We start from the raw sequence: 19,168 nt of genomic DNA, 5'->3' as shown, positions 1-19,168 counted from the left end.
TAAATGGTATCGTTTTAACGCCATAGGAGTTTTGTTACACGAATGGAAAAAGAGACGGTAACCATTGACTAAACCGCCCCCTTTTCCTATTTACTCTACATTTCCGTGACAGTTTTTATACTTTTTGCCACTTCCGCATGGACAAGGTGTATTTCTGCCGATTTCAGGCGATTTACGAAGCGGTTTTTTCTTCACCTCTTCTGGGCCTTCTTTCGGATTGACAGCATGTCCTTGGATAACTTCCTGACGTTCTAGATTATTGCGGATTTCTGACTTCATAATATATTTCGCAACGTCATCTTCAATGGCCATGACCATATCCTCGAACATCGCAAAGCCTTCTTGCTGATATTCACGCAATGGATCAATTTGACCATATGCACGAAGATGGATCCCTTGACGTAATTGTTCCATCGCATCAATATGATTCATCCATTTACTGTCCACTGCACGTAAAACGATGACCTTTTCAAACTCACGCATTTGTTCAGGTGACAATTGCTCTTCTTTTATATCATACTGTTCTTTCACTTTCGCAAGGATGAAATCTGCTACTTCCGCTTCATCTTTGCCAGTTAGATCAGCTTCTGTTACTTCACCCTCATCGAACAGATTGCCGTGAACAAAATCGATTAAGCCTTGATAGTTCCATTCTTCACCATCCGGACTTGGGGCAAAATGAGCAATATTACGTTGAATGCTTGCTTCAAGCATATTCTCGACGATATCGCGTAAGTTCTCACTATCCAACACATCAAAACGTTGCTTATAAATGATTTCACGTTGTTGACGCAACACATCATCATATTGAAGAAGCTGTTTACGTGCATCGAAGTTATTGCCTTCAACGCGCTTCTGAGCGGATTCCACAGCACGGGATACCATTTTACTTTGGATTGGCTGCGTATCATCCATCCCAAGCCGCGCCATCATCGCTTTCATATTGTCCGATCCGAAGCGACGCATCAATTCATCTTCCATGGATAGATAGAATTGTGTCATACCTGGATCTCCTTGACGTCCAGAACGTCCACGAAGCTGGTTATCAATTCGACGACTTTCATGTCGCTCCGTACCGAGCACCACAAGACCGCCTAGTTCTTTCACACCTTCGCCGAGTTTGATATCCGTACCACGACCAGCCATATTCGTCGCTATGGTCACGGCGCCTTGTTCACCAGCATTCGCAATAATTTCAGCTTCTCGTCCATGATTTTTCGCATTCAACACATTATGCGGAATCCCTTTTCTAGATAAATACTTTGAAATAATCTCAGACGTTTCAATCGCTACTGTACCAACTAGAACTGGTTGTCCTTTAGTATGCCGCTCCGCAATCTCTTCGACTACGGCACGGAATTTCCCATCCATCGACGCATAGATTAAATCAGCGCGGTCATCCCGAATAATTTCACGGTTCGTTGGAATTACAATAACATTCATATTATAAATATTACGGAATTCTTCTTCTTCCGTTTTGGCTGTACCCGTCATCCCGGAAAGTTTTTCATACATTCGGAAATAGTTTTGGAAGGTAATTGTTGCAAGTGTCATGCTTTCATTTTGAATCTCCAAGCCTTCTTTCGCTTCAATAGCCTGATGGAGTCCATCACTATAGCGGCGACCTTTCATTAAACGCCCAGTGAACTGGTCAACAATGACGATTTCGCCTTCTTGCACGACATAGTCGACATCAAGATGCATGCTTACATGCGCTTTTAACGCTTGATTAATATGATGATTCAAAACAACATGATTAATATCAAATAAATTTTCGATATTAAATGCCGCTTCCGAACGGTTAATTCCTTCTTCCGTCAGCTGAACCCCTTTTGTTTTTTCATCATACGTATAATGCTTGTCTAACGTAAGCGTACGAACGAAAGCATTCGCTTGGATATATAACTGAGCTGATTTTTGTGCCGAACCTGAAATAATTAATGGTGTACGTGCCTCATCAATCAAGATTGAATCCACTTCATCGATAACAGCAAAATGTAAAGGTCGTTGTACCATTTGCTCTTTATATAGAACCATATTATCCCGTAAATAATCGAAACCTAGCTCATTATTCGTACTATACGTAATATCAGCACTGTACGCTTCTTGCTTCTCTTCCTTAGACATGCCGTTCAGGTTCAACCCAACCGTCATTCCCATGAACTCATACAGCTTGCCCATTTCTTCCGCATCACGGCTTGCTAAGTATTCATTGACAGTAACGACATGAACGCCTTTCCCAGTAATCGCGTTTAAATAGACAGGAAGAGTGGAAGTCAACGTTTTCCCTTCCCCGGTTTTCATTTCAGAAATATTACCATCATGAAGGGAAATCCCCCCCATTAGCTGTACGCGGAATGGATACATTCCTAATGCTCTTCTTGCTCCTTCACGAATCGTCGCGAATGCCTCAACAAGCAAATCATCGACCGTTTCGCCTTTTTGGTAACGCTCTTTGAATTCTTCTGTTTTCCCACGCAGTTCTTCATCTGATAACGAAGCTGTTTTATCCGCTAGCATTTCAATTTGATCAGCCAGCTTCTCAAGACGCTTCACTTCTCGTTTATTCGGGTCAAACACTTTATTTAAAATATTAAGCATTCAATAACGCTCCTCTTTATATAGAAGTCTTTATTAAAAAAGAAAATATATTTTAGATTTAATTAACACTAGATCAAAGATTAATATATCCATTTTATTTCATATTAAATAGGTGCACCCTTAATATTACCATGTATAAAGTGCAGGTACAACTTCACGATATTATGAAAATTTATAGATTTAATACCGTGAAAACGTTAAAATGAGTATTAACAGCCTTACGCATGAAAATATCTGCAGAAAAGTTTTGAGGTGAGATAACATGATCGGTGATCGCGTAAAAAAACTGAGACAAGAAAATAGAATGTCCATGACAGAACTTGCTGAAAAAGCGGGAGTCGCCAAGTCCTATTTAAGCTCCCTTGAGAGAAACCTTCAAACGAACCCATCTATCCAGTTTCTTGAAAAAATCGCCTTAGTGCTGCAAATTCCTGTTGATTCTCTCCTTCACGATGAACCTGTCAAAGATGGGCTTGACGCAGAATGGATGAATATTGTTCAAGAGGCAATGAAATCCGGTGTATCCAAAGATCAATTCCGTGAATTCATTGAATTTAACAAATGGAGATTAAAGCAAGAAGAGTGATTGGAGTATGGATGATCCCATTTTTATCTCTTTACAAATCCAGAATGACGTTAAAATACCACCAATTACTATGTACGATATCCCTTGAAGCACGCTACACTCGGCTAATCACAATGGTGGTGGTGCAGATCCTGATTTTGAAGTACATTCTTAATAAAGTATGTATATTTACAAAGTAGATGATCTATATTATTAAGTTTCGAAGCCCCGCCCCATGTCCGTCTTACTAAGTGTAATATGGCATTATAACGCCACCGGTGCCATGAAGGATCTATTTTGTAGCACGCTAAACTCACCTAATCATAACGGTGGAGGTGCGGAGCAGGATTTCGAAGTACTTTCTTAATAAAATACGTATCTCTGCTAAGTAGATGGCTATATTAGTTCGTCGCGGAGCCCCGCCCCGTGTCCATAAACAAAACAAACCCCTTAAACGAACTGGACTTTCGTAAAAAACCAGTTTGTTTAAGGGGTTTATACGTTTAAATCGTATGATAGGTTGGTTCATCTTTTTTATTTTCTGTTGCTTTTTGCTCAAAGAAACGAAGGACTTCCTCTTTAGTCAATCCAAGTACCTTAGCTTGTACCATTAGCTCAATCCATTCTTCATCAACTATTAGATCTGCCAACCCATTCCCTCCTAAAATACTATGTATTTCAGGCAGTCCAGCCATCATAGCACAATATAATACCTTAGACCCGCGACTTTGCGTCCCTATTTTTCAATAGGTTTGCCTTTTTCTGTGTATGAATTTTCTATTTTCTTTGATTATACAGAATTTTTGGTATATTTTATGTAATTTTATGCTATTAAATTTAAATATTTTACCTTATTTTTTTACATATTACGACTAAATTCTACATTTTTTCAACTAGAACAAATTAGGAAATATATGATTGAAAGAATTTTTATGTAAATATATTATATTTACCTTATCAATATTCATGACATATGATCTAGACCTTTTCGACTATGTCTCTTGTTTTTACACTTTTGGTTCGTCAAATATTGTCCAAAACTTAAACAAACATCCTTCATCATAATGGGAGACTTCTAATTAACTACCTTAAAAGTCCGTTGTTGTCCCCATCTAGTTTCACAGGGGATTAGTATTTATCGTTTGCATCATTAAATACAATACTTATATTCAAAATCCCACTATTATCTTTATTTTTTAAGTCATTAAGTTTTTTATGTATAGCAAATTCATTAGATGGATGCTTATAAGAATTGGATCATAAAATGAAATATCCTTGTAAAACATCAAAGGAGCTTTTTCAACCAAGAAAAAAAGCTCCATATACTAACGCTATTGCGATTACATAGGCAGGATGAACCTTCAATTTACCCAATAAAAAATAACTAATAATCCCAATTACTAATGTCTGAATCCATCCGATTCCTTCATATGCAGTGAAAAAGAAATCATAAGCCATCATCCCTAGCAAGACAGCAATGATTGGACGAACGACGACTGTCATCCTTTTCACTCGAGGGGATTCTTTGTGACGCTTTAAAATACTGAGTAGACCAAGCATTAAAATGAGAGAAGGAGCGACTGAAGCGAATACCCCAATAATCGCGCCCAGTATGCCAGCCTGTTCAAATCCAATATAGCCTGCCATTTTGGTAGCAATTGGGCCTGGGAGTGCATTCCCAAGAGCAATCACATCACTGAATTCATGAACAGTAAACCAACCGTATCTGTCGACGACCTCCTTTTCAATTAACGGAATGGATGCCGGACCACCACCGTAGCCGAGAATACCTGATATAAAAAAAGCCCAGAAAATCTGCAAATAAATCATGACTTTCCCGCCTCCTTATTAGGTTCAGATACAGGGCCTCTCTTCAATAGTGCCCCAATGAGCAGGGAAAAAATGATAATAGCTGGATGCACATTTAACAGTTCCATAAACACAAACCCGAGCAAAACGAAGACAATCGTCCACAGCCAGCCGATACTGGATGAACCTGATTTTTTTAAAAAGTCTAAAGTCATAGTTAGCAGCATCACAGCGACAACAGGAACGACTGCTTGTGACATCCCTGTCACCCACGCTTGATTTTTATAAGCATTCAAGCTTTTCAAAAGCAAAATCATTAAAAGTATGGTGGGAACACAAGATGCAAACACACCATTAAGCAAGCCCCAAAAACCGCCAACACGGTACCCAATATAGCCTGCTAGCTTAGGCGCAATCGGACCCGGCAGCGCATTTCCAAGCGCCAAGACATCGCCAAAATCTTCATTATTCATCCACTTATATTTCTCAACTACCTCTTTTTGCACAAGAGGAATCGCAGCAGGACCTCCGCCGAAACCAAGCATGCCAACTCTAAAAAATGCCATAAAAATATTTAATTGCTTCATATTTCACTACACCTACTTCTAATAATCTATCTTTATCATGGACTACTCTGTATGAACCATTGGCACACTGTTGATGGAATAATAGGTTAAATAGTTCTCTTCATTTAAATCCAACATTATCTAGAGAAATTTCAATTTAATGTTCTATGCTACTGATATGATTCTGGAGTGAAGATTCAAACTGTATTTTCTCCTCTAATCCTACAAATGTAGTTTTCACATTCAAGTTAACGTCATTTTATACATTACGCCTCACTAACTACCCAAATTCGTATGTATCAGACATAGGGGATAATCAAGGAACAATTATTATCATGACTAAGATTTTAATGAAATATTCTTTTCCCCCACTTTAGTAGCCTAAAACCGATAATATTCTACTCAAGAACTTTATTCCACAGCACTACGGATACATGCCCTGTCTTATCAATTGATAGGGAGGGCTACAAAATCAAAATAGATATTACTTTTTGATTATATTCTACCAATATATTATTAAGGATACAGATGATGTTAAAATTCCATTAAGACTTAAATCTAGTATTTATCTTTATATTATACAGAAATTTCTCCGTATTTGTTTAGTGCCTTGGAATACATCGGATGCTTACTGCTAAATCCCGACAGATGATACCTAAATCATATAACTTTTATTAAACATAACAGGCCTGATTCTCTCCTAAGAAAGAATCAGGCCTTGTATAATTTAACTTATTTTATTTAGCTTGGTTCAATCAAACCATAGCGGCCATCCTTACGACGGTACACAACATTTGTCGTATTTGTATCTGAATTCGTATAGACGAAAAAGCTATGACCAAGCATATTCATTTGCAAGATCGCTTCTTCACTATCCATTGGTTTCAAGTCAAAACGCTTATTGCGGACAACCTCTAATTCAAGTTCGTCTTCTTCAATCGGTGCATTGTTTTTATCCTCAAACACTGGAAAAACATCAGCTGCATTCGTATTTGTACCACGGAATTTTCGGTTTACTTTTGTTTTATGTTTACGAATTTGCCGTTCCAATTTGTCAGAAATCAAGTCAATGGCTGCATACATATCAGCATTTTCCTCTTCTGCACGGAGCACCAAATTCGTCATTGGGATCGTTACTTCCACTTTAGATGTATTATGATTCACTCGTAAATTCACCATTGCCGTTGCATCCGGTGAATTGCTAAAATACCGTTCCAATTTTCCAATCTTTTTCTCTACATATTCCCGTATTGCTGGAGTTACCTCAATGTTTTCACCACGAATATTATAGTCCATAAAGTGAGTCCTCCTTCTAAAAACTATATGATATAGTTCTACGATACCCTATGCATTTCCTTCACAAACAAATAGTTTTGCCAAGTTCATGAAGAAACTATAGAAAATTGGATTAATAGTGGGGTTCGTATCCATCTTTATTATAACAATCTTTACATAAAATTAATACTGTAGAGCATTAAAAGTTTAGATAATTCTATATACTTATATCACTCTTGATAAAATTGATCATAAGGTATATAGTAACTAGTATCTCAAAAGGGAAATAAAGTAATAATATTACATATTATAACTATAAATATACCTATATTAGGAGAATTAATAAAGAATTATCTAATTAATGAAAGGAACGAGTATGGAGGTTTCAAAGGAATGATGAATCAATTATATGTACCTACTGTAGAAATAGATGGTCATATTCATTTAGTTAAAACACAGAAATATTGTGAGTGTAATAGACAATATTGTTATTTTGAACATAGCAGAAAAGATAGAAGAAAGATTAAGTTTAAACCGCTCACAAACATTGATTGTCAACAATGTAAAAATTCCTTATTACTCGTAAAACCGGATCTTGTTTCTATACAAGCCTAGCAGGATTCTACGATTATTCGTGATCGATTTCACAATTACATTCGTAAAAACATTCGTGAATTTCTGCTGCCACCCCAAAGATGAAAGAGGCAGTGCGGAGCTAATTTTGCGAAGTCGACCCTTTTCACAGAAAAAAGAGTGCCCCTAAGTGTCAGATCCTGCAAGAGTATGAGGTCTGACATTTATGAGCCCCCTTTTTATTCACCGCTTAATTTTTTTTATCGTAAAAAACCCCATCAACTAAGAGATTCTCGTAAGGATTTGAATACCTAGACGACGTCTGCTTCTTTTCATTCAGCTGTCTAATATCTCGCTGAATCGCTTGTTTATGCAACAGCAATAACTTATCAACCTGTTGATTGAGAAGAACTACTTGGCGTCCTAATTGTAATTCTTGTTCGGTGAAAGGCGGATTGATAAGATGAATCCATTCTTCCCGCTCATCGAGCAGCTCGATAATCCGCTTGATTTTATCATCACGATCTTCTAATTCTTGACGGTTTAAGATCGATAGCAATTCGATCGTACAATTATTGAATTTCTGAAGCGACATTATACCTGCCCACTTTGGGTAAACTGATTTTTTCGGTTCATTTGAATCGCTTCTTTCCACGTATCGCGGAATTCCTTAACCAGTCCCTCCACTTCTTCAATCGCCCCAAGATCATTTTTCGTATTCGCTTCAATGAGACGACGATTCATGAAATCGTAGAGAGCCATCATATCTTTAGACACAGCGACATCCATATTTAATGTGACCATTAACTCATGAATGATATTTTGTGCTTTTAGGAGGTTTTTATTTTTCTCTTCAATATTCCCTTCTGTCATGCCCTTCTTGCCGAGTGTTATGAACTTCAAGCAGCCATTATACAGCATTAAAGTCAGTTCGCCAGGAGACGCAGTATTCACAGAATTTTGTTGGTAGGATTGATATGGATTATTGATAGCCATATGTATGACCTTCCTTTCTAACTTGGTTTAACTAAAGTATTGCATTAATGAAGCACTTTGACTGTTTGCTTTTTGAATGGCTTTCTCCATAGCAGTAAACTGACTATAATAACGGGATTCAAGTTTCGTTAATTTCGCTTCAAATGTAGAAATTCTCGAATCTAAATTGTTAAGAAGCTTACCTATTGTAAAGGTGTTATTAACAGAACTCGCTTTACCGGCTTTTTCCGTAATGGTTGTCATAGCTGTTTTAAGATCGCTTCTTAAGCGGCGGGCTAAACCTTGTTCGCCTTGCTTTTCACCATTCGCCATAAATAATTGATAAATCGCATTTGGGTCTTCTGCAATGGCAGCACGAAGCTTATCTTCATTAATCGTTAACTTTCCACCATCCAAATAATTACTCGTTGTCGAAATGCCAATCGCTGCAAGTGCATTAACCCCAGCTACTCCACTTACTGAAGTATATAAAGAAGACCTCATCGTTGTTAATAGACTCTTAAGGGTAGAATCATTTTTTAACGTTCCGCTCTTCGCCTTTTCTTCCCAAAGCTTGACTTCATCTTCCGTCAGTTCCTTCTTTTGTTCAGCAGTCAAAGGAGCGAAAGAGCGATACTTCGTTTCATTGGTTTTATTTTTAATCTTTTCAATCACTTCATTGTATTTTTCAACGAACTTTGTGACTGTATCTAGGATTGCATCGACATCGGCGGTTGATGAAAAGGTTACTGGATCTGTCGTTACCTTTTTTAGGGTTATTTCTGCACCGTTGATTGTGAAAGTGTTAGAAGGTCTATTAATTACAAGACCGTTATATTTTAATATTGCATCTACACCTCGGTTTACTGTTACGCCTTCCATTTTCAGGAGATCATTAACGATTTCATCTCCTGACAAAACAATCTCCCCATCGCCCGTGTTTTTTGCGGTAAAAGAGAATTTCTCTGAAACTTTATCATAAAATACTGTAACATTGGATTGACTATTAATTTTAGCAATAAAACTATCCAGAGTATCTGTAGCTTCAAATGTAATCGGTTTAGATGCTTCTAGGACTCCATCCTTATTAATTGCTGTTATTGTTATTGATTTATTGACAAAGCTTCCACTAAGCGTCACTGTAGGATCCTTAATCCCTGCCTTTTCGGTACTTATCATATTTGCAGCAGTTGCCAACTTCTCTACTTCTATCGTCCCTGAAAAATCCGTCGTAGAATTAATATTTCTAACCGACAAGGTATCAGGATTTGAAACTGTCACTGTTTTCTTATTAAATGATTTTTGCATCCCAACTCCATCAGTAATAAGCCGATCAAGCTCTAACAACGCTGTATTCATCGACCGATAGTCGTCCCGCTGCCACTCTGTATACTGTTTCTTCTGGGTTAATTTATCCATCGGTATCCGTTCTGCCTGCATCATACTTTTAACGAGTTCATCTATATCCATTCCACTTGCAAGTCCACTAACACGTACCACTTCATCACCTACTTATATTTTTTCATCGACAATCATACCGATAAACTCCGTCATGGCTGCATAGAAATCTAATAATTTTTTCGGCGGAATTTCACGAACGGTTTCATCGGTCTCATCATCGACAACCTTTACATAATACTCATTTAATTTTTCATGAAATTCAAACCGAACAGAAGTATGAGTAGGCTTCATAAACTTATTCAAGCTTTCAATAATGTCCTGAATCTGTTTTTTAGAAGGCTCATTCACTTCTATTACTCTACTATTAGTAATCGCATCTATTTCTCTTTGATAATAAGAACTGACTCCTTCTGAGATGGCTGTTCTAAGTTGCGAGGAAAGGACATTCGTAGAAAGACCCTTCAACATCACATTTGCCTCCAATAATCATATAGTTATCTTATATATCGGAGTAATTTCAAGAAATTTTAGGGTTTTACAAGCAAAAAGGGTCTGACCTCGTACGCTACCTAACAGTTTCAAAATATACTTACGCTTCATTTGAACAGTATAATATAGTAGCAAGGTCTGACCCTTTCTTATTCATGTATAAATATTGATCAACATGCCTTTAATCTCACCAACAAGGTTGAGAATGTTCGAACCATTTTTCTCTTTTTCAAGTACTTCATTCGTAAGCTCAATCACTTTCTTGTCCACTTCTTTAACAAGCTTATAAATTTTCGTAGAACCTCTATGATTGAAACCACGTTGTTCCTGAAGTTCAAGCCCATTTTTTACAGCATCATCCATGAAGTCTTTAATCATTCGTTTATATTTACGGAGATTATCGACCGTGCTGTTTTCCGCGAGTTTGTTTCCCTGTATTTCAAGTTCCGCTACTTTCTTCGTTAATCGCTCATAATTTATTTCATGACGTTTCTTATCCATCACAGATTGAAACTGGATGGAGCCTTTTGCAACTTCCTGCACTGATGCCAGCTTAGAAGGTGTGGTTCTTGTTACTCGTTGAACATCCATATATATCACCTTTTCTTGTAAGCAAATCTAGTATTTTTTCTCGATTTCTTCTAATAAAAGCAAAATCTCCGCAATAGCTGCATAGAGCTGTGGTGGAACGGATTCTCCAAGATCAATATTGAGCAATGTGCCGATTAACGATTCATCTTCCTGCATATGAATATTGTTCTGTTGCGCTAACTCAATAATCCTTTTGGCAACTTGTCCCGATCCTTGGGCAATAATCGTTGGCGCTACCTCTTGATTGTTATCATATTTTATCACCGCAGCAGTTGGTCCATTCATGGTCCGGACTTTTTTCGGATGAAAATACTGTGTTTGCCTCATATTGAAAAATCAAAACCTTTCTCTTTTTGCAATGCTTCTCGGCTTTCCGGTTTCACAATTGGCTTAGCAGCCCTATTTTCTTCTTTAAGTTCTGCCGGTTTAACGCCGATTGCATTCAATTGATACCCAATATCAGCAAAGCGTTCTTTCGTCACTTCAGTCATATCGCTCACAATCCTTTGGAGCTCTTCCTTATCACTTTTAAAAGAGAGGCCGACCTTGCGATTAGCCGCCGTTAGGACAACGCCGATTTCACCTAGCTTCTTTGTTTCAAGAGAAAAAATTAATTGGCAATTTTCCCAATCGACCTTCTCGCCATTTTTGCGTGAATTTAGATAAATCTTTACATTTTCCACTTGTTTATCGATTAAATACGGTAGCTGGAAAAATAAATTTTGCAGTCCAGAAGAATCCGGTTTATTAAGTAGCTGCTGCCCTGTGATGTGCTGGACGGCTTGCTCAGCCTGCTGCTGTACATGCGGTTTGACATCCTCCCCCCGTATAAGCCGCAATAGAGCTACTTTCAAGTTCTCATTATTTTGATTCGGTTCTTGATGGCCAGACTTATTCATCAACGTAACAGCCGTTTCCGTTTCATGCGTTAACCCAAGCTTACGAACCATTTCGTATACGGTTCTTGATGATGAACCCGTTTCAGTAAACGGTTGAACCGTTTGGTGAATCAAATTGGCGACTTGTTTTGTCGAAGACTGTGATTCAATTTGAAACTTATCCGTAATCATATGTTTTATTTTTACGTCCGATGGCTTGAAAATGATCGATTCTACATTGGCTTTCACTTCTTTAACAATTTGGTGTGCCTTAGCATATTCACCGTGTTCAAGAAATTTCTTCGCTTCTGCTAATTGAGAGCTTGCTGATAACAGCTTTTTTTCCGTCCCCATATCCGCATATAAAAGGAAATCGCTCTGTAAAATTGCTTTATCTAGTTTATGGATCGTCGACTCCATAATTTGCTGAACATTCGCTGGCTGTACATGTCGGTGTTCAACCATTTTTGTGATTGTATCTAAGTTTCTACCAATCTCTTGACGTATTTTTTTAAAATCGATAGCCATTTGCGCCATTTTTTCTGTTATTTCCGTCACAATGACGTTCTTTGAATCTACTTTTAAACTTTGAACAGCTTCATTTATTAAGTAATTGTCTGTTTCTGAGATTTGATTCGTGTTCGTTTCCATTTCTGAGATGACAGGAGATATCTCGCCTTCTGCATGATTAGGATTAGAAGCCTCTATTGGTTGACGATTTGCAGGCTGAACGGTTGTTAAAAAATCCTCATTGGCTTTTTGATTAGCACTCAACTCGTTTGCTAGATTTTTCGATAAAGCCGGGGCAGATATCTTATCGTCTGCATTAGGTTGGGGCATATTCTCTTGTACTGGGGCATCCATCTTATCCAAAATCGAAAATAATGTATCAGAAATGGCCGGGCCATGTAATGCTTCATGAACAGATTTCAGACTTAGATCAGTTATCGGGATTTGTTTGTCCGCAATAATCTTTAATGTCGCCATTTTTTGGTCAATTGTTCCGCTATCATTATTCAAATATTTTTTAAGAGCAGCAAGATTTTCTTTTGTCACAACAATTCCTTTGTCAGTAAACACTTTTACAGCATCAGTTAATGGCTGTTTAGGTTGTTCTTGAATGTTTTTTTGCTGCATATTTGTTTCACTAGCATCTCGTTCGGAAACTCGTACTAGAAATGAGCCTTCATTTGTCTTTCCTGTAATTTCAATCGAAATACGGTTTTCACTCGGGATTTCTCCTTCAAATTTCACCGTAAATAGTTTCCCATTCACAGAAACAACAGCTTCTTGATCACTTAACCGTTCTTTCACTGTCACTTGTACTATATCCCCGACATGTAACTTTGCCGATTTCCCACTAATATTTTGTAATAGAAGATTAGCATTTTGAAGAATTTGCATACCTATCACACTCCGCTCGCATTCACTTACTTATTGTATCGGCAGAAATGAAATTTTTTTTACAATCTAGTAATTTGCCAAAAAGGAAACATATCATCCTTAAAAACCCCTCTTATTTTTCCACCTAATTAAAGTAAGTCTTATTTACTAATTTCACCAATATCATGTTATCATCATGCGAAACATGATATATTTCTTTTATTCTTTTTACAAAGGAGTTATCTAAAATGATTAAGGAATTTAAAGAATTTGCGATGCGTGGGAATGTGATTGACCTAGCAATCGGGGTTATTCTCGGTGCAGCTTTCGGTAAAATTGTTACCTCACTCGTTAATGACATCATCATGCCATTAATTAGCCTTTTGCTCGGTGTAATTGATTTCACTGATTTATCTTATAAAGCAGTAAAATATGGAATCTTTATTCAAACGATCGTTGACTTTATCATAGTAGCTTTTTCGATTTTCTTATTTATTAAGCTGTTCAATAAACTTTACATACGCGAGAAAAAAGTCAAGGAAGCTCCCCCATCCATGACAAAAGAAGAAGAGCTATTGACAGAAATCCGTGATCTCCTTAAAGCAAATCAAAGAGAAACGATGTAAAACATTGCTTATTATTAAGTGACACGGACAAGGGTCAGACCCCGCAACAACTAAATACAGTAAAAGATATGTGTACAAGACACTACATACTGATTTAGCGTGCGAGGTCAGACCCTAAAAAGATATCAACTCTGAAGTTCAGCTTAATATTAGTGAATAAGTTTCACTTATTTACTCTCCACCTTTAAATGTTTCAACACATTATACCCAAAGAAGCACACCCCGATAACGGTGACTACTCCCCCAATCGTAGCAATCGGGAAGAATACTTCGCCACCTACGTCATAAATCGCTAAAGCAATACAAATCATCATGATTGGTAAACCAATATTGTGCAACCAGAAATGAACTTTTGCCGATGTTGTTTGAGCAAGCTGAGGAAAAAGATGATAAAAAATACCAGCCAATGATAGCGACATCCACCCTAACATATTAAGGTGAACATGGACCGTTTTTAATGCAAACTCGTGTGTTGCAGACATGTACAATCCGAATAAAATGCCTATCAAAAAATACACGACACCGATTTTCATCAATTTAATTCCCATCATTCCCACCCCCTACTACATCATATACGGGTACCTCGGAAATATTCTAAATAGTTCTTTGTATCCAAAACTTTTTTCACACCCTTTTGTTATACACTGTTTTACCTTGTTTTTGAAATTTCATAGCGTAGTCATGTAAAAAATGTTTATCTAAATGTTCTAGTTTCCTTTTTTAATAGTGGTTTAATTCACCTTAAAGATGGCGGGCATATAAATAAAACTGTAGAATAAAGGTATAATGTATAAACTTTTCTTAAAATGAGGTGCATGTAACATGATCATTGTAACGACAGAAAATATCGCCAACTACAAAGTAACAGAAATTAAAGGACCTGTATTCGGCTTAACGGTACGAGCAAGAGGGATCGGTAAAGACATCGTTGCTTCTTTAAAAGGACTTATAGGCGGAGAAATTAATCAATATACAGAAATGCTAGAAGACGCCCGTAAACAAGCGATGGATCGAATGGTGGAAAATGCGAAGGTGATGGGAGCAAATGCAATCATCATGATGCGCTTTGATTCTGGAGAAATCGGTCAAAATATGAGTGAAATTGTTGCGTACGGAACAGCCGTCATCGCAGAACGGGAATAAAACAAGTGGAATGGGTTCTCAGCTTTTATGGTGTGCAATTAATCATTCTCATCATCATCATTATTGGCTCCTGGTTGATTTGGGACCGCCGCTTTAAAACAAAACACGGAAAAAACGTCCCTGACGGCTTCATCCGCACGAAAGAAGTATCGATCGATCCGACTACGAAGAAAAAGCTAGTTGTATACTTTCATCCGGAAACAGGCGAGCGGTTTTATAAGGAAGAAGAATGAAACATCCCTTTTCTCTAAGATAATGGGATGTTTTTTATGGAGTACTATGTACGTATAAAAAAAGGGGAGCCCCAAAAAGGTTCTAACTCCCACACACAGCATTACATCTAGATTACTTGAAACTCAAATCTGGCTAGATATATTGCTGATGGGTCTGACACCTTCACTTTAGGGACTCCCTTTTCTCATATTAGTTACTCAACCATACATTTGTACCGTTTGGTTTTACGATATTGATTGTACCATCTGCAGATACCGCAAACCCTTGAACATGTTTCGTAACTGCAGCTGTTTGATCAAGATTATCAAGCTCAACACGTGGATATTCGCTCATGATAATTTTGATTGCTTCTTGGTATAACTTCGCTCTTTCTCCTTGTTCGACTGTGTCTGAAAGGGCTTTGTCTAACAACGCATCCACTTCTGGATTATTGTATCCTTTACCGTTACCAAGTGAACCAATTTGATTCGAATGGAATGTTTTATTTAGGAAGAAGAATGGATCTGGATACCATGACCAGCCTCCAATATACATTGGCGCTTTTCCTTTAGCAGCAATATCACTAAGTGTTCCCCATTCTGTCACTTTAATATCAACGTCAATATTTAAGTTTTCTTTCATTTGTGCTTGGAAAATCGTTGCATATGGAACGCGTGATTCTAATACGTAAAGCTCTGTTTTAAATCCATTCGCATAATCGGTTTCCGCTAAAATCTTCTTCGCTTCAGTAGGATTATTTTCTGGCTTTAGTTTTTCTAATTCTTCACTATATGCCCAAGACCCTTTTGGAATTGGCGCATAAGAAACTGTACCGCCGCCCCATTGGTTTACACCTTTTACAATTTCCTCTACATTTGTTGCTTTATAGATCGCTTCTCTTACTTTTGGATCCGCTGTTGGACCACTCATATTATTTAAATCAAGATAATCAATAGCCAATCCTGGTTCTGATAATAACTCAAGGTTTTGATCTTGTTCGATAACTTGACGGTTTTGACCTTTAATGTCTGTCGCTATATCAATATCGCCAGAACGAAGAGCATTTGTCATCATGTTCGGGTCTTTAATAATTTGATACGTGACACCATCAAGATATGGTTTTTCACCCCAGTATTTATCATGACGAACCAATTCGACTTTTTGGTCTGTTTGCCAATTTTTAAATTGGAATGGACCCGTTCCTACTAGATTAGCCCCGAATTGGTCACCCCAACCTTCTACTTCCTCTTTAGGAATAATAATATTCCCAACATCTGTTAGCATTGCTAAAAAAGAAGCGTTTGGTGCTGTTAAGTGGACAACTACTTCTGATTCCCCCGTTACTTCAACACTTTCAACGCCATCTAAACGACCTAGAGCAGATTCTTTAGCAGAACGTTCTAAGCTATATTTCACATCTTCAGCCGACATTTTTCGACCATCTTGATATTTTCCTGGTTGGAAATAGACGTCATCTCTTAGCTTAAACGTATAAGACTTCATATCTTCTGAAGGAGTCCATTCCGTTGCTAATGACGGTGAGAAATCACTTAAATCTTGGTTATATACAAGAAGAGTGTCGCCGACCGATCTCATAATCTGTGACTCATACGCCCCTGTATATTTAATAGGATCTAACGTATTAGGATTTGAGGCAAGTCCAACCTTTAGGACTCCACCACTTTTAGGTTCAGTATTAGTATTTTTACTATTTTCTGAACCTTTATCTTGTGACGCTCCACCACAAGCACTAATCACTAAAGCAATAGAAATAAGAGTAAGTAATAATACTACATGCTTCATTTTCTTCACGATTGTAAAACCTCCTTGTATTATTTTTATATTTTTACTTAACGGACCCCCTCAACAAGAAGTCTATTTTCATAGACGTAAGATCCGATAAGTGCAAAAAGATTTTTCTTCGCTGTAGGCTCGAAGAAAAATCAATCAACCAAAATATGACTTTCCTTCAATAGAGATAAGATGGTTACCTATCGAAGAAAGTCTTTTTAAATATTGAATTACGTATTCATATATTGAATACAAATCTACCACAAATATTACAAACATGTAAATACTATTTTTCGATTAATTAGAAAATAAAAATTATTGCTAATAAGCACTTATTTACAAAAAATTAATCAAATGATAAACTATGTTTTATTCAAATAGTAAGTTAATATTTCAAATAGTGAATAAATTTAGAGGGGGTAGCGTGAATGGGAAAGTATATTTTAGGTAGAATTCTTAATATGATACCTACTTTATTGATTGTTGCGATTATTATTTTTTTAATCACCCGAATGCTTCCGGGGAATCCTGCAGCTGTAATGCTTGGACCCCAAGCTAGTGCAGCAGAAATAGAAGCTTTAACAGAAAAATTAGGATTAAACGACCCATTATATATTCAATTTTTTGACTATATAGGTAATTTACTTCAAGGGGATTTAGGAAACTCGCTAACTTATAATATGCCAATCATCGATTTGATTATGGAACGTTTTCCGAATACCGTCATACTAGCTGCTAGTGCCCTGCTCATTGCTATTATAGTCGGTGTACCAGCTGGCATTATTGCCGCTAGAAAGCAAAATTCAATTTTCGATTATGCTTTTACAACCTTTTCGCTAATGGGTGTTTCCATGCCGATTTTCTGGCTCGGAATCATGCTTGTATTATTCTTTAGTGTCAATTTAGGCTGGTTCCCTGCTACAGGAATGGGATCAATGGATGAAGGAATAGGTGACTTTATTAGCCATTTAATCTTGCCTAGTATTGCCTTAGCCACCATCCCAACAGCACAGTTTGCTAGAATCACAAGATCTAGCATGTTGGAAGTCATTTCACAAGATTATGTAAAGACAGCACGCTCAAAAGGGTTACATGAATTTTTTGTCATTTGCAAGCATGCTTTTAAAAATGCCTTAACTCCATTACTTACCGTATTAGGCCTGCAAATTTCATCTATGTTAGGGGGAGCTGTTTTAACAGAGACGATCTTTAGTTGGCCAGGTATTGGATTATTAATTATTGATGCGATTGGAAAAAGAGACTTTGTAGTTGTCCAAAACATGGTCATCTTCATTGCATTGATTTATGTAGTCGTCAACCTGCTCGTTGATATCTCATATAAAGTCGTTAATCCAAGAATCAAATACGGTAAAGGAGGTACGAACTAATGGCAGAAAGCCAAGCAATTTTACAAACGACCGATGTGGTTGAAACAAATGAACGTTCTTTATTCAGAAAATTGATTCGAAATCGTTTTGCTGCCTTTGGGTTGTTCATCATGTTGTTGCTCATCTTAACGGCTATCTTTGCCCCTGTTATTGCCACGCATTCTCCTGACAAAATGAATGTAACGAAAACACTGTTAGGAATAGGAGCAGAAGGCCATTTATTAGGGACGGATAATTATGGTAGAGATATTTTTAGTAGATTAGTATACGGAGCTAGAATTTCCATTCTGGTTGGACTCGGAGCTGTTTTATTCGGCGCTGTGATCGGTTCTCTCTTAGGTGTTATTGCTGGTTATTTTGGCGGTAAATTCGATTCGATCATCATGCGCATTATGGATGGACTATCTGCGTTTCCGTTTATCTTACTCGCTATTACATTGATGAGTGTTCTTGGACAAGGACTAATGAATGTCATTATTGCCATCGGTATCGGAAACATCCCCGGATTTGCAAGAGTCGTCCGCGGCCAAGTGCTAAGTGTGAAACAGTCTGAATATATCGAAGTGACTAGATCACTAGGAGCAAAACATAGCCGGATTATCTTCCATCATGTACTACCAAATAGCATTGCACCATTAATTGTCTATGCCACAATGAGCATTGCAGGTGCCATTATTTCAGAAGCCTCATTAAGCTTTTTAGGTTTAGGCGTTCAGCCACCGACAGCCTCTTGGGGTAGCATGCTTCAAGACGGAAAGAATTTTCTAGTATTAAATCCTCATATGGCTACGATTCCTGGTTTAGCTATCTTAATTACCGTTGTCGGCATTAATCTTTTTGGTGATGGACTAAGGGATGCTCTTGATCCAAAAATGAAAGTTTAATTATAGGAGGTGTCCCC

Annotated in this window: 20 protein-coding genes and 1 riboswitch; of the genes, 6 read left to right on the top strand and 14 right to left on the bottom strand. The window is 37.4% G+C overall.

Annotated elements, in window-relative coordinates; translation table 11 throughout:
* Window positions 1-90: 90 nt before the first annotated feature.
* On the bottom strand, window positions 91-2,601 hold the full coding sequence (gene secA / locus V179_RS0123025; RefSeq protein ID WP_028393556.1) for a preprotein translocase subunit SecA: 2,511 nt from the start codon (window positions 2,599-2,601) through the stop codon (window positions 91-93).
* 262 nt (window positions 2,602-2,863) lie between these two features.
* Here secA and V179_RS0123020 point away from each other — a divergent pair, with 262 nt between their 5' ends.
* Window positions 2,864-3,187 (top strand): helix-turn-helix domain-containing protein, encoded by a 324-nt coding sequence (locus V179_RS0123020; RefSeq protein WP_028393555.1) that lies wholly within the window; start codon window positions 2,864-2,866, stop codon window positions 3,185-3,187.
* A gap of 482 nt (window positions 3,188-3,669) precedes the next feature.
* On the opposite strand, the gene V179_RS30285 is transcribed toward V179_RS0123020, so the two are convergent.
* From V179_RS30285 to V179_RS0122955, 11 genes are all read right to left on the bottom strand, one after another.
* The gene (locus V179_RS30285) at window positions 3,670-3,816 is read right to left on the bottom strand and encodes an anti-repressor SinI family protein (RefSeq protein ID WP_084552469.1); all 147 of its coding nucleotides are present in this window, start codon (window positions 3,814-3,816) and stop codon (window positions 3,670-3,672) included.
* 28 nt (window positions 3,817-3,844) lie between these two features.
* Window positions 3,845-3,933: riboswitch (cyclic di-GMP riboswitch) on the bottom strand.
* 532 nt (window positions 3,934-4,465) lie between these two features.
* Window positions 4,466-4,996 carry a chromate transporter gene (locus V179_RS0123010; protein WP_028393554.1) on the bottom strand — a complete coding sequence of 177 codons (531 nt, stop codon included), beginning with the start codon at window positions 4,994-4,996 and terminating at the stop codon, window positions 4,466-4,468.
* Entirely contained in the window at window positions 4,993-5,562 is a 570-nt protein-coding gene (locus V179_RS0123005; protein ID WP_028393553.1) for a chromate transporter, read from the bottom strand. Before V179_RS0123005 ends, V179_RS0123010 begins: the two co-directional genes overlap by 4 nt.
* A gap of 720 nt (window positions 5,563-6,282) precedes the next feature.
* A complete protein-coding gene (gene hpf, locus V179_RS0123000; RefSeq protein WP_028393552.1) occupies window positions 6,283-6,837 on the bottom strand; it encodes a ribosome hibernation-promoting factor, HPF/YfiA family in 555 nt (184 codons plus the stop codon).
* Between the two features lie 802 nt (window positions 6,838-7,639).
* Entirely contained in the window at window positions 7,640-7,984 is a 345-nt protein-coding gene (locus V179_RS28575) for a flagellar protein FliT (RefSeq protein ID WP_051405103.1), read from the bottom strand.
* Complete coding sequence (fliS, locus tag V179_RS0122980) at window positions 7,984-8,385, bottom strand: flagellar export chaperone FliS (RefSeq protein WP_028393550.1); 402 nt, start codon at window positions 8,383-8,385, stop codon at window positions 7,984-7,986. The genes V179_RS28575 and fliS overlap by 1 nt, the downstream gene beginning before the upstream one ends.
* A 27-nt stretch (window positions 8,386-8,412) precedes the next feature.
* Window positions 8,413-9,864 carry a flagellar hook-associated protein 2 gene (locus tag V179_RS0122975; protein ID WP_028393549.1) on the bottom strand — a complete coding sequence of 484 codons (1,452 nt, stop codon included), beginning with the start codon at window positions 9,862-9,864 and terminating at the stop codon, window positions 8,413-8,415.
* Between the two features lie 12 nt (window positions 9,865-9,876).
* A complete protein-coding gene (gene flaG / locus V179_RS0122970; RefSeq protein WP_028393548.1) occupies window positions 9,877-10,233 on the bottom strand; it encodes a flagellar protein FlaG in 357 nt (118 codons plus the stop codon).
* 174 nt (window positions 10,234-10,407) lie between these two features.
* Entirely contained in the window at window positions 10,408-10,845 is a 438-nt protein-coding gene (locus tag V179_RS0122965; protein ID WP_028393547.1) for a YaaR family protein, read from the bottom strand.
* A gap of 27 nt (window positions 10,846-10,872) precedes the next feature.
* Window positions 10,873-11,172 carry an EscU/YscU/HrcU family type III secretion system export apparatus switch protein gene (locus V179_RS0122960; RefSeq protein WP_028393546.1) on the bottom strand — a complete coding sequence of 100 codons (300 nt, stop codon included), beginning with the start codon at window positions 11,170-11,172 and terminating at the stop codon, window positions 10,873-10,875.
* The gene (locus V179_RS0122955; protein ID WP_028393545.1) at window positions 11,169-13,127 is read right to left on the bottom strand and encodes a hypothetical protein; all 1,959 of its coding nucleotides are present in this window, start codon (window positions 13,125-13,127) and stop codon (window positions 11,169-11,171) included. Before V179_RS0122955 ends, V179_RS0122960 begins: the two co-directional genes overlap by 4 nt.
* Before the next feature lie 227 nt (window positions 13,128-13,354).
* Between V179_RS0122955 and mscL the strand changes: the two genes are divergently transcribed.
* Window positions 13,355-13,732, top strand: a complete 378-nt coding sequence (mscL, locus tag V179_RS0122950; RefSeq protein ID WP_028393544.1) for a large-conductance mechanosensitive channel protein MscL — start codon at window positions 13,355-13,357, stop codon at window positions 13,730-13,732.
* A 167-nt stretch (window positions 13,733-13,899) separates the two neighbouring features.
* Here the strand turns inward: mscL and V179_RS0122945 are convergent, their stop codons facing one another.
* Window positions 13,900-14,280, bottom strand: a complete 381-nt coding sequence (locus V179_RS0122945) for a hypothetical protein (protein WP_028393543.1) — start codon at window positions 14,278-14,280, stop codon at window positions 13,900-13,902.
* A gap of 274 nt (window positions 14,281-14,554) precedes the next feature.
* Here V179_RS0122945 and V179_RS0122940 point away from each other — a divergent pair, with 274 nt between their 5' ends.
* Together V179_RS0122940 and V179_RS0122935 are read left to right on the top strand one after the other, a co-directional pair.
* On the top strand, window positions 14,555-14,875 hold the full coding sequence (locus tag V179_RS0122940) for a YbjQ family protein (RefSeq protein WP_028393542.1): 321 nt from the start codon (window positions 14,555-14,557) through the stop codon (window positions 14,873-14,875).
* A 5-nt stretch (window positions 14,876-14,880) separates the two neighbouring features.
* Window positions 14,881-15,108: a hypothetical protein gene (locus V179_RS0122935; protein WP_028393541.1), complete on the top strand. Its 228-nt coding sequence runs from the start codon at window positions 14,881-14,883 to the stop codon at window positions 15,106-15,108.
* A 190-nt stretch (window positions 15,109-15,298) separates the two neighbouring features.
* Here the strand turns inward: V179_RS0122935 and V179_RS0122930 are convergent, their stop codons facing one another.
* Complete coding sequence (locus V179_RS0122930; protein ID WP_152534812.1) at window positions 15,299-16,891, bottom strand: ABC transporter substrate-binding protein; 1,593 nt, start codon at window positions 16,889-16,891, stop codon at window positions 15,299-15,301.
* A gap of 416 nt (window positions 16,892-17,307) precedes the next feature.
* Between V179_RS0122930 and V179_RS0122925 the strand changes: the two genes are divergently transcribed.
* Together V179_RS0122925 and V179_RS0122920 are read left to right on the top strand one after the other, a co-directional pair.
* The gene (locus tag V179_RS0122925; RefSeq protein ID WP_028393539.1) at window positions 17,308-18,267 is read left to right on the top strand and encodes an ABC transporter permease; all 960 of its coding nucleotides are present in this window, start codon (window positions 17,308-17,310) and stop codon (window positions 18,265-18,267) included.
* Window positions 18,267-19,151 (top strand): ABC transporter permease, encoded by an 885-nt coding sequence (locus V179_RS0122920; RefSeq protein ID WP_051405102.1) that lies wholly within the window; start codon window positions 18,267-18,269, stop codon window positions 19,149-19,151. The genes V179_RS0122925 and V179_RS0122920 overlap by 1 nt, the downstream gene beginning before the upstream one ends.
* The last annotated feature ends 17 nt before the right edge of the window (window positions 19,152-19,168 follow it).

It is taken from the genome of Bacillus cihuensis, from assembly GCF_000504145.1.
GTDB lineage: Bacteria > Bacillota > Bacilli > Bacillales > DSM-1321 > Peribacillus > Peribacillus huizhouensis.
The sequence above is the reverse complement of the archived record's forward strand: the minus strand, read 5'-3'. Positions and strand labels throughout refer to the sequence as shown.

Bases quoted from the DNA above. Each gene is read 5' to 3' on its own strand.
- mscL (WP_028393544.1), top strand. From the start codon at position 13,355: ATGATTAAGGAATTTAAAGAATTTGCGATGCGTGGGAATGTGATTGAC.
- V179_RS0122945 (WP_028393543.1), bottom strand. From the start codon at position 14,280: ATGGGAATTAAATTGATGAAAATCGGTGTCGTGTATTTTTTGATAGGC.
- V179_RS0123020 (WP_028393555.1), top strand. From the start codon at position 2,864: ATGATCGGTGATCGCGTAAAAAAACTGAGACAAGAAAATAGAATGTCC.
- V179_RS0123010 (WP_028393554.1), bottom strand. From the start codon at position 4,996: ATGATTTATTTGCAGATTTTCTGGGCTTTTTTTATATCAGGTATTCTC.
- V179_RS0122940 (WP_028393542.1), top strand. From the start codon at position 14,555: ATGATCATTGTAACGACAGAAAATATCGCCAACTACAAAGTAACAGAA.
- flaG (WP_028393548.1), bottom strand. From the start codon at position 10,233: ATGTTGAAGGGTCTTTCTACGAATGTCCTTTCCTCGCAACTTAGAACA.
- fliS (WP_028393550.1), bottom strand. From the start codon at position 8,385: ATGGCTATCAATAATCCATATCAATCCTACCAACAAAATTCTGTGAAT.
- V179_RS0122925 (WP_028393539.1), top strand. From the start codon at position 17,308: ATGGGAAAGTATATTTTAGGTAGAATTCTTAATATGATACCTACTTTA.
- V179_RS0122955 (WP_028393545.1), bottom strand. From the start codon at position 13,127: ATGCAAATTCTTCAAAATGCTAATCTTCTATTACAAAATATTAGTGGG.
- V179_RS0122965 (WP_028393547.1), bottom strand. From the start codon at position 10,845: ATGGATGTTCAACGAGTAACAAGAACCACACCTTCTAAGCTGGCATCA.
- V179_RS0122930 (WP_152534812.1), bottom strand. From the start codon at position 16,891: ATGAAGCATGTAGTATTATTACTTACTCTTATTTCTATTGCTTTAGTG.
- V179_RS0122960 (WP_028393546.1), bottom strand. From the start codon at position 11,172: ATGAGGCAAACACAGTATTTTCATCCGAAAAAAGTCCGGACCATGAAT.
- V179_RS28575 (WP_051405103.1), bottom strand. From the start codon at position 7,984: ATGTCGCTTCAGAAATTCAATAATTGTACGATCGAATTGCTATCGATC.
- V179_RS0122920 (WP_051405102.1), top strand. From the start codon at position 18,267: ATGGCAGAAAGCCAAGCAATTTTACAAACGACCGATGTGGTTGAAACA.
- V179_RS0123005 (WP_028393553.1), bottom strand. From the start codon at position 5,562: ATGAAGCAATTAAATATTTTTATGGCATTTTTTAGAGTTGGCATGCTT.
- secA (WP_028393556.1), bottom strand. From the start codon at position 2,601: ATGCTTAATATTTTAAATAAAGTGTTTGACCCGAATAAACGAGAAGTG.
- hpf (WP_028393552.1), bottom strand. From the start codon at position 6,837: ATGGACTATAATATTCGTGGTGAAAACATTGAGGTAACTCCAGCAATA.